Here is a 14,399-nt window from a genome sequence, read left to right on the forward strand (position 1 = left end):
ACGACCTCGGCGCGCGCACGGTGTGCCCTCGGCCTCGTCTCATGCGCCGGCACGCGCCCACCCGGGGGCGAGCCCGGCGTCGAGCGCGGTGCGCAGGAGATGCGCCAGGCGGTACGCGGGATCGTCCCGCAGCGCCCGGTCGATCAGCACCGCGGCGCGCGCACCGTCGCCCTCCCACCAGGCCAGCGTGGCCAGCAGCGTGGTCGCGGGAGCCTGTGCTCCCCGACGGCCGTGCGCCACGACGTCCTGCAGCGCCCGGCGTACCGCCGTCACCTCCTCGCCGGGCGGCAGGCCCGCGGCCGGGTCCACGAGCCGCCCCACGGCTGTCCGCAGCTCGGCGTCCTCGTCCGCGCCGCCGGGTGCGAGGGCACGCTCGGGCAGGGTGCCGGCCCCGGGCAGCGCGGCGACGAGCACGGCGTCCCGCACCCGGCGGTCGTGCAGTCCCGCCTCCACGCGCCCGAGCAGGGCGGCACGGGAGGCGTGGCGTGGCCGCACCGGGTCGTCCGCGACGAGCGCGCGCCACGCGACGAGAGCCTCGACCCGCCACCGCGACAGGGCACCGGGGCCGTCCGCCGTCGCGCGCGCGCGGGCCTCGGTGCGTCGGCGGCGCACCCGGGCGACGGCGCGCCGGACGTCGCCCGGCGCCGTCACGACCTGGCCCAGCGACTGCCGGTCGGACGCCACGACGGACCCGGCGAGCACCATCTCCGCGCCGGCGCGCGTGGACTCCAGGTCGCTGAGCGGCCGCCCGCCCGGTGGGCAGCACCCGTCGTCGCACGACAGGCAGCGGTACGTCGTCCGGTCGACCACGACCACCTCGACACCCCCGAACGGCACGTCGAACGCCTCGGCCACGTGCGCCACCGCGGCGTCGACGCCCTGGTCGGAGCCCGCAGCGCTGCCCGCGGTGTAGAGGACGAGCACGGACCGGCGCGCGCCGTCGCGGTCGAGGTGGGTCGCCAGCGCCCGCGCGACCTGCGGACCGTGGAGCACGTCCGCGAGGTCGGGCAGGTCGACCCGGGCGACCAGCCCGACGCGGCCGCGCGCTCCCCGCAGGCTGACGGCGACGGCGCTGTCCCGGGGCTGGAAACCCAGCAGATGAGGGACGAGGGCGAGCAGCTCACGTGGCTCGTGGAGCCGGAGGACGAGGGGTTTCATGGGTTCACCGAAGCGGGTCGGGTCGACGACCGGTGCGTGTGACGGCGGAACTGTGGGCACGCTGCGTCGTCGGCTTCCTGTGGTCGGGTCGGGGCCCGTCGCGCCGACCTGCGCTCCCCCGGGTCGTCGGCTCACGCCCCCGGCCGGCGCGACTACCCTGGCGCCGTGCCCCGCCCGACGACACCCGCCCTGGTCGCAGCCCTCGCGCTCGGCACGGTGCTGACGGCCGGGTGCACGACGACGCCGGCGCCCGCCCCCACGTCGTCCCCGAGCACCGCGAGCGCGACCCCGACGCCCGGTGAGCCGCTGCTGACGGACGACATCGCCGAGGACTCGGCGGTCGGAACGCTCGCCCCGGGGTTCCCCACCGACCTGGTGCCGGTGCCCCCGGACGCGGAGATCCTCGTCTCGTCCGCCGAGCCCGTCGCGGACGGGATGCTGCGCATCAGCCTCAACGTGCGGACGGGGCAGGACACCGCGGCCCTGCTCGACGCCGTGCGCGCACCACTGGTCGGTGCCGGGTTCGCCGAGGCCCCGCCCGCCGTGCCCGAACCGGGCCTTGCCGCCCAGACCACGTTCGCCCGCTCGGACGGCGCGGAGCTGGTCGTCGTGGGCATCCTGGACCGCGACGGGCAGCGCACGATGACGCTCGGGGGGACGGTCGGCGCACCCTCCCCCTAGGGTGGGTCCGTGCCCACCGCGAACGCTGCTCTGGTCGACCGTGAGAACCTCCGTGCCGGCGTCGACGCGGCCCTCGCCAGGCACGTCACGGCGCTGCGCGACACCGCCCTGGCGATCAGCCCGGACGCCTCCCCACTGGCGGACGCGGTCGAGCGGATGCTCGCCGGCGGCAAGCGGCTGCGCGCGGCGTTCTGCTACTGGTCCTGGCGCGCCCACGGCGGGGTTCCCGGGGACGACCGCGAGGTGGCGGTCCTGCGGGCGGGTGCGGCCCTCGAGCTCTTCCAGGCGGCCGCCCTGTTCCACGACGACGTGATGGACGACTCGTCGACCCGGCGCGGTCTGCCCACCGCGCACCGCGTCTTCGCCGACGACCACGTCGCCGCGGACCGTCGCGGCGAGCCCCGGCGCTTCGGGGACGGGGTCGCGATCCTGCTGGGCGACCTCGCGCTCGTCGCCAGCGACGACGAGATGTCGCACGCACTGACCGGTGTGCCGGAGCCGGTCGCACGCGCGGCACGATCGGTGTACGCGCTCATGCGGACCGAGGTGACGATCGGCCAGTACCTCGACCTGGTCGCGCAGACGATGCCCTGGGGCGACCCGGCGGAGGACGAGCGCCGGGCTCGCGAGGTGGTGCGGACCAAGGCGGCGCGGTACAGCGTGGAGCACCCGATCGTCCTCGGGGCCGCGCTCGCCGGTGCCGACGAGGACGCCCTGGCCGGCTGCCGTGCGGTGGGGCTGCCGCTCGGCGAGGCGTTCCAGCTGCGGGACGACCTGCTGGGCGTCCTGGGCGACCCGTCCACGACGGGCAAGCCCACCGGCGACGACCTGCGCGAGGGCAAGCGCACCGTGCTCGTCGCGCGCGCGCTGGCACGGGCGACGGAGACGGGCGACAGCGACGCCGTCGCCACCCTCACCCGCCGCGTCGGCGACGCGGACCTCGACGCGGACGGCGTCGCCGAGGTCACGGCTCTGCTGGTGCGCACCGGCGCGGTCGCCGAGGTGGAGGAGCTCATCGAGGACCTGCGCGAGCAGGCGTTCACCCAGATCGAGGCGCAGGGCTGGCCCGAGCCGGCACGCAGCGCGCTCATCGCGCTCGCGCGGGCGGCGGTCGACCGCACGGCCTGAGCGGCGCCCTCGCGGGCCGTCGGCGCCCGTCAGCCGGCGGCCGCGTCGGTCAGAGCATCGCCTGCGCGACCCGCCGCACCTCGGTCTTGCGACCGGCGCGCAGGGCCTCGATCGGCGGGACACCCAGCGACTCCTCGACGCGGAAGAGCCACGCGAGCGTCTCCTCGTCCGAGAATCCGTCGTCCCCGAGCACGGTCAGCGTGCCCTGCAGGGACGCCAGCACCGTCCACGGGCGGTCGTCCGACGGGACGTCGGGCGCGGCCGGGTTGGCGAGGTGGCCCGGCACGAGGAAGGCCGCGGGCACGCTCATGACCGGCGGGGTACCGCGCCGCACCCCGACGAGCTTGCGCTCCTGCAGGAGGCGACGCACCTTGCCGGGGTCGACACCGAGCATCTGCGCGACGTCCGGGACGGTCAGCCACGCGCCGACCAGCTGGTCCAGATCCGAGGGCGAAGTCACCCTGTCAGCCTACGGGTCCCACGTCGGAGGGCCGTCATCGGCGCTCAGGACTTCCCGTCCTGGACATTGTCGTCTAGCGTCGAACGACGTCACACCTGTCACATCAGCACCACCAGTCACTCGGTGCCCGTGCTGACGGGGTGCCGCCGACCATCGACGCACCACCACTGACCACCGCCTGGGGGGGCCAATGTCCGCACTCTCTCCGCGCCCGCGCACCGTGGCGCGTGCCGCGTCCGGGACGGGTGCCACGCTCGCGCTCGCGACCGTCGCGCTCGCCGCGACCGGGACCGCCGGCCACGCCGCCGACTACACCGTCCGCGACGGTGACACGCTCACGTCCATCGCCAAGCGCACCGGCACGACCGTCGCCCGTCTGGCCGCCGACAACGCGCTGGCGGACCCGTCACGCGTCCGCTCCGGACAGATCCTGCGCGTCCCCGACGCGGCACCGGCCACCACGGCCGCACCCGTCGCCGCCGGGACGTCGTACACCGTGCGGTCGGGCGACACGGTCTCGGGCATCGCCGCACGCCACGGCACCACGGTGGCCGCGGTCGTGGCCGCCAACGGGCTCGACGCGCGCGCCTTCGTCCGCGCCGGGCAGACCCTCACGATCCCCGGAGCGGCAGGAGGCGTCGCCGCCCCCGCGCCGGCAGCGGCCGGCGGCAGCAGCTACACCGTGCAGCGCGGGGACACCGTGTCCGCCGTCGCGGCACGCCACGGCACCACCGTCGCCGCCGTCGTCGCGGCCAACGGCCTGGACGCGCGCGCGTTCATCCGCGCCGGGCAGACCCTCACGATCCCCGGCGCCGACGCAGCCCGACCCGCCGCTCCGCAGGCGAGCTCCGCGCAGCCCGCCGCGACCGGCACGACGTACACGGTCCGCAGCGGTGACACGGTGTCCGCCATCGCCTCGCGGCACGGCACCACGGTCCCGGCCGTCGTCGCGGCCAACGGCCTCGACGCGCGCGCCACGATCCGTGCCGGTCAGCAGCTGACCGTGCCGGGCACCGCCGCGGCACCGCAGGCCGCCGCTGCCACGCAGCTCGTCGGCAACACGTTCGCCGGTCGCACCTACTCGTCCCAGGTCGTCGACGCGGCCAACCAGAACAAGCGGAGCCTGCTCGCGGCGGGGGCGCCGTCGCGGGCCGACATGCAGGCCAAGGTCGCCGCCACGGCCCGCGCGATGGGCGTCGACCCGGCACTCGCCCAGGCCGTCGCCCACCAGGAGTCGGGCTTCGACCACACGGCCGTCTCCCCCGCCAACGCGATCGGGACGATGCAGGTGATCCCGTCGTCCGGCGAGTGGGCGTCGCAGCTCGTGGGACGCCAGCTGAACCTCCTCGACCCGGATGACAACGTCGTGGCGGGCGTCGCGATCCTGCGGTCGCTCGTGCGCACGTCCGACGACCTGCCGACCGCGATCGCGTCGTACTACCAGGGCGCGGGCTCCGTGAAGCGCAACGGCATGTACGCCGACACGCGCCGGTACGTGGCGAACGTCCAGACGCTCATGACGCGATTCGGCTGACCCGCGCGGCTCCCGAGATCCGCCGCCGCCCGACCGTAGACTGCCGCGCGTGGGAACCACTGTCACCGATCCGCTCGTCGGCCGCCTGGTCGACGGGCGGTACGAGGTCGTGTCGCGCATCGCGCGCGGCGGGATGGCGACGGTGTACCTGGCGGTCGACCGACGCCTCGACCGCGAGGTCGCGCTGAAGGTCATGCACCCGCACCTCGCCGAGGGGGCGCAGGGCGGCGCGTTCATCGCGCGCTTCCGGCGTGAGGCGCGCAGCGCCGCACGGCTGACCCACCCCGGCATCGTCGGGGTGCTCGACCAGGGTCTCGACGGCGAGACCAGCTACCTGACCATGGAGTACGTCGACGGCTCGAACGTGCGACGCCGCCTGGCCGAGCAGGGCGCGCTGCGCGTCGGCGAGGCGCTGCGCATCACCGAGGCCGTGCTCGACGCCCTCTCCGCGGCCCACCGCACGGGTCTGGTGCACCGCGACGTCAAGCCGGAGAACGTGCTGATCGCGTCCGACGACCGCGTGCGCGTCGCGGACTTCGGTCTCGCCCGTGCGGTCACCGAGGTGACCGCCACGACGACCGGCACGGTGCTCGGCACCGTCGCGTACCTCGCGCCCGAGCTCGTCCGGCAGGGCACCAGCGACGCACGCACCGACGTCTACGCGGTCGGCGTGATGCTGTTCGAGATGCTCACGGGCCGCCAGCCCTTCACCGGCGAGACACCGATCCAGGTCGCGTTCCAGCACGTCAGCTCCGAGATCCCCGCGCCGTCGACCCTCGTGGACTGGCTGCCCTCGGAGATCGACGAGCTCGTCGGCGCCCTCGCGGCGCACGCGCCGGACGACCGCCCGGTCGACGCCGGCGCCGCGCTCCAGCTCGTGCGACGCACGCGTGCCGCGCTCGACGGCGTCACCCTCGACCGGCGCGCGGACGTCCAGCCCACGGTCGTGCTCCCGGCAGCGACCGACCCGGAGGAGTCCGACCTCACGCAGGACGACGACGCCGGCGCCCCCGACGACGACGCACTGACCACCCGGGTCCCCGTCGGGGCCCACGCGCACGGCGGCACCGTCGCGCTGCCCATCGGGCTGGGCGTGGTCGAGGCGACGCCACCGGCGGCCCGCACCCGACGCCGGTGGCCGTTCGTGGCGGCCGCCCTCGGCCTCGCCGCGCTGCTCGGGCTCGGCACGTGGTGGTACCTCGAGGTCGGGCCCGGCGCGTACACCTCGGTGCCCGCCGTCGTGGCGGAGGCCGAGGCCGACGCCGTCGCCGCGCTGGCGGCGGCGGGCCTCGCGCACGACAAGGCCGAGGCGTTCGACGACGAGGTCCCGCCCGGTGTGGTCGTCTCGACGGACCCGCCCGTCGGCGAGCCGGTCCGCAAGGACGGCACGGTGACGTACACGGTCTCGAAGGGGCCCGACCTCGTGGCCGTCCCCGAGGGCGTCGTCGGTGCCATGCAGGCGGACGCGGAGAAGACCCTGACCGACGCCGGCCTCACGGTCGGCTACGGCTCCCCCGTCCACGACGACGAGGCGCCCGCGGGCCAGGTCCTCACGGCGACGCTGCCCGACGGCGCCGAGGCGGCAGCGGGTGACGAGGTCAAGCGCGGGAGCACCGTCACGCTGGTGCTGTCGGACGGCCCCGCGCCCGTGACGGTCACCTCCGTGGTCGGCATCACCGTGGAGGACGCACAGGAGCAGCTGGCCGCGGACGCCCTCACCGTCGAGGCCACGGAGGAGTTCCACGACACGGTCCCGGCCGGCCGGATCATCGACCAGAGCCCGGCAGCGCGCGAGACGGCCCACCGCGGCGACGTGGTCACCGTGACGGTGTCCAAGGGCCCGCAGACCGTGCCGATGCCGGACCTGACCGGCAAGCAGTTCGACAAGGCCAAGGCGGAGCTCGAGGCGCTCGGTCTCACGGCCCGGCGGGACAACGTGCTCGGCGGGATCTTCGGCACGGTGCGCTCCCAGAGCGTCCGCGCCGGTGACGCGGTGCCGAAGGGCACGGAGGTCGTGCTGCAGGTCGTGTGACCGCCGGCCTCGTGCCACGCGGGCTGCCACCCGGCACCGCGGCGAGCGACCGCGGGTCCCCGGACGGACGAGAGCCCCGGAGCGTCACCGCTCCGGGGCTCTCGTCACGCACCTCAGGCGCGGCGCAGCAGCTCCACGACCTGGAAGGCCATCTCCAGCGACTGCTGGTGGTTCAGCCGCGGGTCCACGAGCGTCTCGTACCGCAGCGCGAGACCCTCGTCGTCGATCTCCTCGGTGCCGCCCAGGACCTCGGTGACGTCGTCACCGGTGAGCTCGACGTGCAGGCCGCCCGGGACGGTGCCGAGCGCGCGGTGCACCTCGAAGAACCCGGCGACCTCGTCCATGACGTCGCTGAACCGGCGCGTCTTGTACCCGTTGGCGGACGTGATGCCGTTGCCGTGCATCGGGTCGCACACCCAGGTGACGGGACGACCGTCGGCGGTGACCTTCTCGACCAGCGCGGGAAGCAGGTCGCGCACCTTGCCGGCTCCCATCCGCGTGACGAACGTCAGGCGGCCCGGCTCCCCCGTGGGGTTGAGCCGGTCGATCAGCGCGATGGCGTCGTCACCGGTGGTGGTGGGGCCGAGCTTCACGCCGAGCGGGTTCTGCACGCGGGAGAAGAAGTCCACGTGCGCCGCGTCGAGCTGGCGGGTGCGCTCCCCGATCCACAGGAAGTGCGCCGAGCAGTCGTACGGCAGGCCCGTGCGGGAGTCGATGCGCGTCAGGGGCCGCTCGTAGTCGAGCAGCAGCCCCTCGTGCGCCGAGTAGAAGTCGACCGTGCGCAGCGCGTCGACGTCGGCGCCGCACGCCGCCATGAAGCGGATCGCCCGGTCGATCTCCGCGGCGATCTCCTCGTAGCGCGAGTACGCCGGGTTCGACGTGAAGCCGCGGTTCCACTCGTGGACGCGCAGCAGCGACGCGAACCCACCGGTCGTGAACGCCCGGATGAGGTTCAGCGTCGAGGCGGACGTGTGGTACGCCTCGAGCAGCCGCTGCGGGTCCGGCGTGCGGGCCTCGGCCGTGAAGTCGAACCCGTTGATGATGTCGCCGCGGAACGCGGGCAGCGTGACGCCGTCACGCGTCTCGACGTCCGACGAGCGCGGCTTGGCGTACTGCCCGGCCATCCGGCCCATCTTCACGACGGGCAGGCTCGCGCCGTAGGTGAGCACGACCGCCATCTGCAGGATCGTCTTGATCTTGTTGCGGATGTTGTCGGCCGTGGCCTCGGCGAAGGTCTCGGCGCAGTCACCGCCCTGCAGGACGAACGCCTCGCCGCGGGACGCGGCCGCGAGCTGCGCCCGCAGCGCGTCGGCCTCCCCCGCGAAGACGAGCGGGGGCAGGCTCGCGAGCCGGTCGCGGACGCGCCGCACCTGCGACGCGTCCGGCCACTGGGGCTGCTGAGCGACCGGCAGCGTCTCCCAGGCGTCGAGCCCGGCGACGACGCCCGCGTCCGGCTCGACGCTCACGAGTGGCTCGCGGGCACGAGGGCCTGGCCGATGTCCGACAGCAGCGCACCGAACCACGGCTGGGAGACGTCGAACGCCTTGCCGCCGGCGATGCGGGGGAACTCGATCGCGCGCAGGCGGTCGCCGTCCTCCTCGTCGTGGCCGATGACACCGGACTCGGCACGCAGCGCGCACTCGACGGCCAGGTCGGTCATGGACTTGATGAGGCGCAGGTCCTCGGCGTTCGCGGCCGCGGCGCGCGAGTAGTAGCCGGACTTCTGCACCATGACCTTCTCGGCGCCGAGCTTCTCCGCGAACTGCTTCGCGAACCACTGGCCCGGGTTGATCGTGTCGAGCTTCACGTGCCCGAACGGGTCCCGCTCGACGGGCTGACCGGCGGCCTCGAGCTGCTCGACGATCTCGTGCATGCCCGCGCCCTCGGACAGGAAGATGTTGACGTTGCCCTGCTCGTCCATGATCTTCTTCAGCCGGTCGGCCTCGGCGTCGATGTCGAGCGCCAGCTCGGGCAGGAAGACGGCGTGGATGTCCCAGCGCTCGCGCGACAGGCCGATCTCCGGCACCCACTCCTGCGTGGCAAGCCACTTGCGGTACTCCGCGGCGGCGGCGGCGGTCAGCCAGCCGCAGTGCCGGCCCATGACCTCGTGCACGATGAGCATGCGCGGGCCCGAGCGGTGCTCGCCGATGATGTTGCGCGCGAAACCGGCAGCCTCCTCGGCCGCCGTCCACGCCCCGAGCGACTGCCGGATCGGCACGACGTCGTTGTCGATCGTCTTGGGCAGGCCCACGACCGTCAGCTCGTAGCCGTTCTCGTGCAGGTACGCGGCGAGGTCGGCCGCGGTGGTGTTGGTGTCGTCACCACCGATGGTGTGGAGCACGTCCACGCCGTCGGCCTTGAGCTGCTCGGCAGCGACCTGCAGCGGGTCCTCGCCCTCCTTCACCAGGCCGCGCTTGACGCAGTCCTTGGCGTTGGTGAGCTTGACGCGCGAGTTGCCGATCGGCGACCCGCCGAAGCGGTGGAGGATGCCGGCCTTCGCCCGCACCTCGGGGGTGACGGTGACGCTCTCGCCGAGCAGCAGGCCGTGGTAGCCGTGCTGGTACGCGATGATCTCGACCTCGGGAGCGATCTCCGTGTAGCGCTCGATGAGCCCGCCGACGGCGGACGACAGGCAGGGAGCGAAACCGCCGGCGGTCAGAAGGGCGACGCGACGGACCGACATGGGACACACCTCTCGTTGGCAGAGCACTGACGGGCGTGGGCTGCGAGGACGCACCCGGCCGGCGCCCAGCGTGGGGCCTGCGCACAGCCCGCCACCGGGACCGAGGTCCGGGGCCGGGCGTCACGCAGAGGACGGCGGGCGCGCACCGCAGGGCACGCGCACGGGCCCGGCACGCGGCCGGGTCCACCTCATCCTACTGACGGCGGGGCCTCGTCCTGCGGCGGGACCGGAACCTGGACATCGGGAACCGGCCGGCCGCCGGGCGCGGCGGGCATCCGACCCGCGCCGTCGCCCGTCTCGGGGTGGCCCGTCGCGATCCGGGCCTTCTGCGTCGCGGCGTACACGTCGACGTACTCCTGGCCCGACAGGCTCATGATCGCGTACATGATCTCGTCCGTCACCGAGCGCAGGATGAACCGGTCGTTCTCCATGCCGCGGTACCGGGAGAAGTCCAGCGGCTCGCCGATGACGATCCCGATGCGCATGATCTTCGGGATGCGCCGGCCCAGCGGCTGCGCGACGTCGGTGCCGACCATGGCCACGGGGATCACGGGGGCCCCCGACTCCAGCGCCAGCCGGGCGACGCCGGTCTTGCCACGGTACAGCCGCCCGTCAGGGCTGCGTGTGCCCTCCGGGTAGATGCCGAACAGGCCGCCCTCGGACAACCGCCGCAGGCCGGTGCGCAGCGCAGCCTCGCCGGCCTTGCCGCCCCCACGGTCGACGGGGATGGTGCCCACGCCGCGCATGAAGCCCGCGGTCACGCGGCCTTTGAGACCGACACCGGTGAAGTACTCCTGCTTGCCGATGAACACGATCTCCCGGTCGAGCGCGAGCGGCAGGAAGAACGAGTCGATGACGGCCAGGTGGTTGCTCGCGAGGATCGCACCGCCCTCGGCGGGGACGTTCTCGGCACCACGCACCCACGGCCGGTAGACCAGGCGCAGCAGGGGCCCGACGAACACCCGCTTCATCAACCAGTAGAACAACGTGTCTCCTCGCTCGACGTCCGTCGCGCCGACCCGTCCCGCGGGCCGCCGGCCGGCCCGCGGACCCGCCACCGACCGCGACGGGCCGGTTCGTCGGGTCCGACTCTAGAGTGCTCCCATGGACGCACGTCCCGAGGACGACCCCGGCGCCGACGACTCCGCCGGCACGGAGCACCCCCGCGATGCTCCCGCAGGGCCGCCGCCCGACGGCCCGCCGGCCGCGGACGGCCCGGTCGACCCGCCCGCGACGGACGACGAGGTGTGGGCCTCGCTGGTCGCGCGACTGTCGGACGTGGACACCGCGCCCGAGCCGCCGGCGCGCGGCCGGGTGCTGCGCGCGGCACCCGAGGAGCCGCCCGCGCCGTCCGGTCCGCCGGACGTCCCCGGCACCGCCGATCCCGCTCCCCTGGGCGCCCGCGACTGGGACGGCACCACGCAGTACGACGCCGCCGAGGACGCCGTGGACGAGATCGAGCACTTCGTCCCGCAGGACCCGGGCCCGGTGCTCGGGGGGAACCCGCTGCTCACGCTGGCGTGGGGGGCCGCGATCGGGTCACCCCTGTTCCTGCTCGTCGTGGTCGTCGCGTGGCAGGACGCACCTGCCCTGCTCGTGCGCGCGGCGGCCGCGCTGTTCGTCATCGCCGTGGCCGTCCTGGTGTGGCGCATGCCACAGCGCCGCGAGCCGACGGACGGCGACGGCGCGGTCGTCTGAGCCCGGCCGGACCGCCCGCCCGGACGTCAGATCCGCGCGAGGTCCGCGGCGCCGACCATGCCGGCGTCGTTGCCCATGGCGGCGACGACGATCGCCGCCTCCGGCCGGTGCCCCCGGCCCGAGAGCTGCTCGCCGAACGCCTTGCGCGCGGGCACGAGCAGCAGGTCACCCGCGGCGCTCACCCCGCCGCCGATGACGAACAGCTCGGGGTCGAGCAGGGCCGCGACGCTGGCCGCACCCTCCCCGACCCAGCGGCCGATCTCCCCGAGGAGCTCCAGGGCGAGGGGGTCGCCGTCCTGGGCCGCACGCGTGACGAGAGGGCCCGTGATGGCGTCGGGACCTCCGCCGGCGAGCTCCAGCAGCCCCGCGGCGTCCTCCGGGTGCGTGATCGCGGCCGCCTGCGCGTCGCGCACGAGCGCCGAGCCCGAGACGTACTGCTCCCAGCAGCCCTCGTGCCCGCAGCCGCAGTAGTGCCCACCGGGCACCACCCGCATGTGGCCGATCTCGGCGGCGGCACCCCAGGCACCCCGGGCCAGCCGCCCGCCGGAGACGATCGCGCCGCCGAGCCCGGTGCCGAGCGTGAGCATCACCATGTCCTCGACGTCGCGCCCGACGCCGAACCGGAACTCGGCCCACCCCGCCGCGTTGGCGTCGTTCTCGACGACGACCCGCACGTCGGGGTCGCCGATGAGAGCGGCGACGTTGTCGCGCAGGGGGTACTCGCGCCACGCGATGTTGGGGGCGAAGAGCACACGGGCGCGGTCCGAGGCCACGAAGCCCGCCGCGGCCAGACCGACCTGCCGCACCTCGTACGACGCCGCCAGCTCGCGGTAGACGTCCGCGATCGCGGCGTCGATGCTCGCGACGTCGTCGGGGTCGGTGTCCCGCCGCGTCTGCGCGAGGATCCTGCCGTCGTCGTCGACCACGCCTGCCGCGATCTTCGTCCCGCCGATGTCGACCCCGATGGCGTGCATGTCCTGGTCCGCTCCTGCCCTCGCCGCGGCGCGTCCCTCGCGCACGCGCCACCCACGCTAGCGCCCGTGTCGACCGGTGCGGGAGCGCGACCACGCACGCGGCGGGGCCGCGGGAGGTGCGTCCGGCGGTCCGGGGGCCCCTGGCCTGCGACTCCACCCGTCCGGGCACCCCTGACCAGGGACCGACGTCCCGTATCCTCATGGCACCCTTCGCCCCCCTGCCACTGGAGTCAGCATGGACGAGTCCCACAGCCCTCTCCTCGTCGAGGTCGACCCGTCGGACAACCTCAACGACCTGTTCGCGTCCCGCGTGCGCAGCACGCCGGACCGGGTGCTCGTCGAGCGCTACGTGGACGGCGCCTGGCTGCCCATGACGGCGCGCGAGTACGACGCCGCGATCGTGGCGGCCGCCCGTGGGCTCGTCGCCAAGGGGGTGCAGCCCGGTGACCGCGTGGGCATCATGTCGCGGACGCGGTACGAGTGGTCCCTGCTCGACTGGGCCACCTGGGCCGTCGGCGCGGTCCCGGTGCCGCTGTACGAGACCTCGTCGGCCGAGCAGGTCGCCTGGATCCTCACGGACGCCGACGTCAGCCTCCTGGTGGTCGAGACGCAGGCGCACGCCGACGTCGTGGCCGAGGTGCGCGACCAGGCCCCCACCCTGCGCGAGGTGCTCGTCATCGACGACGGCGCCGTCGACGCGCTGGTCGCGGCCGGTGCCGGCGTCGAGGAGGCGGAGGTGGCGCGCCGTCGTGGCCTCGCCGCGCGCGACGACCTGGCCACCGTCATCTACACCTCCGGCACCACGGGCCGCCCGAAGGGCGTCGAGCTCACGCACGGCAACTTCTCGGTGCTGACGACGAACGCGGTCGAGAAGCTCAACGTCGTCGTGTCCACCCCGGGGGCACGGACGATGCTGTTCATGCCGCTCGCGCACGTGTTCGCGCGGTTCGTGCACGTGCTGACCGTCCCGGCGGGCGCGACCCTGGGCCACTGGCCCGACACCAAGACCCTCGTCGAGGGCATCGGGTCGTTCCGTCCGACGTTCATCCTGTCCGTGCCGCGCGTGTTCGAGAAGGTCTACAACTCGGCCGAGCAGAAGGCCGCCGCCGGGGGCAAGGGCGCGATCTTCCAGCGGGCCGCCAAGACGGCGATCGTGTACTCCCGGGCGCTGGACACCCCGCGCGGCCCGAGCCCCTGGCTGCGGCTGCAGCACAAGGTCGCCGACGTGCTGGTCCTCTCGAAGCTGCGCAAGGTGCTCGGGGGGCAGGTCGAGTGGGCCATCTCCGGCGGTGCACCCCTCGGCGAGCGGCTCGGGCACTTCTACCGCGGGGTCGGCCTGAAGGTCCTCGAGGGGTACGGCCTGACCGAGACCACGGCACCCGCCACGGTCAACCTGCCCGAGCGCACCAAGATCGGTACCGTCGGCCCCGCGCTGCCGGGCACCGCGCTGCGGCTGGCCGCCGACGGCGAGATCGAGATCAAGGGCATCCAGGTCTTCCGCGGGTACCACAACAACCCGCAGGCGACCGACGAGTCCATGCAGGACGGCTGGTTCCGCACGGGCGACCTCGGCTCCATCGACGAGGACGGCTTCCTGCGGATCACCGGCCGCAAGAAGGAGATCATCGTGACCGCGGGTGGCAAGAACGTCGCCCCGAGCGTGCTCGAGGACCGGCTGCGGGGCCACCCCCTGGTGAGCCAGGTGGTCGTGGTCGGCGACCAGCGCCCGTTCATCGGTGCGCTCATCACGCTGGACCCCGAGGGCGTGCCCGGCTGGCTCAGCGCGCACGGCAAGCCCGCCATGTCGGTCGCGGAGGCGGCGAAGGACCCCGACGTGCTGGCGTCCCTCGACCGGGCGGTCGAGCGCACCAACAAGGCCGTCTCGCGCGCCGAGTCCATCCGCCGGTACCGGATCCTCGACCGCGACCTGACGATCGCCGACGGGTACCTCACGCCGAAGCTCAGCGTCCGCCGGGCCGAGGTGCTCAAGGACTTCGCCGCCGAGGTCGAGGCCCTGTACTCCTCCGGGGAGCGCTGACCGGCAGCCCGTC

12 protein-coding genes are annotated in these 14,399 nt (G+C 74.4%); 6 read left to right on the forward strand and 6 right to left on the reverse strand.

Going from position 1 to position 14,399, the window contains the following annotated elements:
- Positions 1–39: 39 nt before the first annotated feature.
- Positions 40–1,158, reverse strand: a complete 1,119-nt coding sequence (locus BMZ16_RS08585; RefSeq protein ID WP_089799430.1) for a DUF4192 domain-containing protein — start codon at positions 1,156–1,158, stop codon at positions 40–42.
- A 165-nt stretch (positions 1,159–1,323) separates the two neighbouring features.
- Here BMZ16_RS08585 and BMZ16_RS08590 point away from each other — a divergent pair, with 165 nt between their 5' ends.
- A complete protein-coding gene (locus BMZ16_RS08590) occupies positions 1,324–1,839 on the forward strand; it encodes a hypothetical protein (RefSeq protein ID WP_089799432.1) in 516 nt (171 codons plus the stop codon).
- A gap of 9 nt (positions 1,840–1,848) precedes the next feature.
- Entirely contained in the window at positions 1,849–2,967 is a 1,119-nt protein-coding gene (locus tag BMZ16_RS08595) for a polyprenyl synthetase family protein (protein WP_089799434.1), read from the forward strand.
- Positions 2,968–3,016: 49 nt separating this feature from the next.
- Here BMZ16_RS08595 and BMZ16_RS08600 read toward each other — a convergent pair whose 3' ends face one another.
- Positions 3,017–3,427: an Rv2175c family DNA-binding protein gene (locus BMZ16_RS08600; RefSeq protein ID WP_177199629.1), complete on the reverse strand. Its 411-nt coding sequence runs from the start codon at positions 3,425–3,427 to the stop codon at positions 3,017–3,019.
- 190 nt (positions 3,428–3,617) lie between these two features.
- On the opposite strand from BMZ16_RS08600, the gene BMZ16_RS08605 reads away from it, so the two are divergent.
- Entirely contained in the window at positions 3,618–4,961 is a 1,344-nt protein-coding gene (locus BMZ16_RS08605; protein WP_089799436.1) for a LysM peptidoglycan-binding domain-containing protein, read from the forward strand.
- A gap of 49 nt (positions 4,962–5,010) precedes the next feature.
- Positions 5,011–6,993, forward strand: coding sequence for a Stk1 family PASTA domain-containing Ser/Thr kinase (pknB, locus tag BMZ16_RS08610; protein ID WP_089799438.1), 1,983 nt, complete (start codon positions 5,011–5,013; stop codon positions 6,991–6,993).
- Positions 6,994–7,106: 113 nt separating this feature from the next.
- Here pknB and BMZ16_RS08615 read toward each other — a convergent pair whose 3' ends face one another.
- The 3 genes from BMZ16_RS08615 to BMZ16_RS08625 form a co-directional block, all read right to left on the reverse strand.
- Positions 7,107–8,459 carry a class II 3-deoxy-7-phosphoheptulonate synthase gene (locus tag BMZ16_RS08615; RefSeq protein ID WP_089799440.1) on the reverse strand — a complete coding sequence of 451 codons (1,353 nt, stop codon included), beginning with the start codon at positions 8,457–8,459 and terminating at the stop codon, positions 7,107–7,109.
- Positions 8,456–9,676, reverse strand: a complete 1,221-nt coding sequence (locus BMZ16_RS08620; RefSeq protein WP_089799442.1) for a pyrophosphate--fructose-6-phosphate 1-phosphotransferase — start codon at positions 9,674–9,676, stop codon at positions 8,456–8,458. Before BMZ16_RS08620 ends, BMZ16_RS08615 begins: the two co-directional genes overlap by 4 nt.
- A gap of 188 nt (positions 9,677–9,864) precedes the next feature.
- Complete coding sequence (locus BMZ16_RS08625) at positions 9,865–10,647, reverse strand: lysophospholipid acyltransferase family protein (RefSeq protein WP_089799444.1); 783 nt, start codon at positions 10,645–10,647, stop codon at positions 9,865–9,867.
- Between the two features lie 133 nt (positions 10,648–10,780).
- On the opposite strand from BMZ16_RS08625, the gene BMZ16_RS08630 reads away from it, so the two are divergent.
- Complete coding sequence (locus BMZ16_RS08630; protein WP_089799446.1) at positions 10,781–11,374, forward strand: hypothetical protein; 594 nt, start codon at positions 10,781–10,783, stop codon at positions 11,372–11,374.
- A gap of 26 nt (positions 11,375–11,400) precedes the next feature.
- Here BMZ16_RS08630 and BMZ16_RS08635 read toward each other — a convergent pair whose 3' ends face one another.
- The gene (locus BMZ16_RS08635; RefSeq protein WP_089799448.1) at positions 11,401–12,348 is read right to left on the reverse strand and encodes an ROK family glucokinase; all 948 of its coding nucleotides are present in this window, start codon (positions 12,346–12,348) and stop codon (positions 11,401–11,403) included.
- A 235-nt stretch (positions 12,349–12,583) separates the two neighbouring features.
- Here BMZ16_RS08635 and BMZ16_RS08640 point away from each other — a divergent pair, with 235 nt between their 5' ends.
- A complete protein-coding gene (locus BMZ16_RS08640; protein ID WP_089799450.1) occupies positions 12,584–14,386 on the forward strand; it encodes an AMP-dependent synthetase/ligase in 1,803 nt (600 codons plus the stop codon).
- The last annotated feature ends 13 nt before the right edge of the window (positions 14,387–14,399 follow it).

It is taken from the genome of Cellulomonas sp. KH9 (assembly GCF_900114185.1).
In the GTDB taxonomy this organism is placed as follows: Bacteria; Actinomycetota; Actinomycetes; order Actinomycetales; family Cellulomonadaceae; genus Cellulomonas.

What these genes read in the sequence shown, in the direction of transcription:
- BMZ16_RS08585 (WP_089799430.1), bottom strand. Translation starts at nt 1,158, where the DNA reads ATGAAACCCCTCGTCCTCCGGCTCCACGAGCCACGTGAGCTGCTCGCC.
- BMZ16_RS08605 (WP_089799436.1), top strand. Translation starts at nt 3,618, where the DNA reads ATGTCCGCACTCTCTCCGCGCCCGCGCACCGTGGCGCGTGCCGCGTCC.
- BMZ16_RS08620 (WP_089799442.1), bottom strand. Translation starts at nt 9,676, where the DNA reads ATGTCGGTCCGTCGCGTCGCCCTTCTGACCGCCGGCGGTTTCGCTCCC.
- BMZ16_RS08625 (WP_089799444.1), bottom strand. Translation starts at nt 10,647, where the DNA reads ATGAAGCGGGTGTTCGTCGGGCCCCTGCTGCGCCTGGTCTACCGGCCG.
- BMZ16_RS08630 (WP_089799446.1), top strand. Translation starts at nt 10,781, where the DNA reads ATGGACGCACGTCCCGAGGACGACCCCGGCGCCGACGACTCCGCCGGC.
- BMZ16_RS08635 (WP_089799448.1), bottom strand. Translation starts at nt 12,348, where the DNA reads ATGCACGCCATCGGGGTCGACATCGGCGGGACGAAGATCGCGGCAGGC.
- BMZ16_RS08640 (WP_089799450.1), top strand. Translation starts at nt 12,584, where the DNA reads ATGGACGAGTCCCACAGCCCTCTCCTCGTCGAGGTCGACCCGTCGGAC.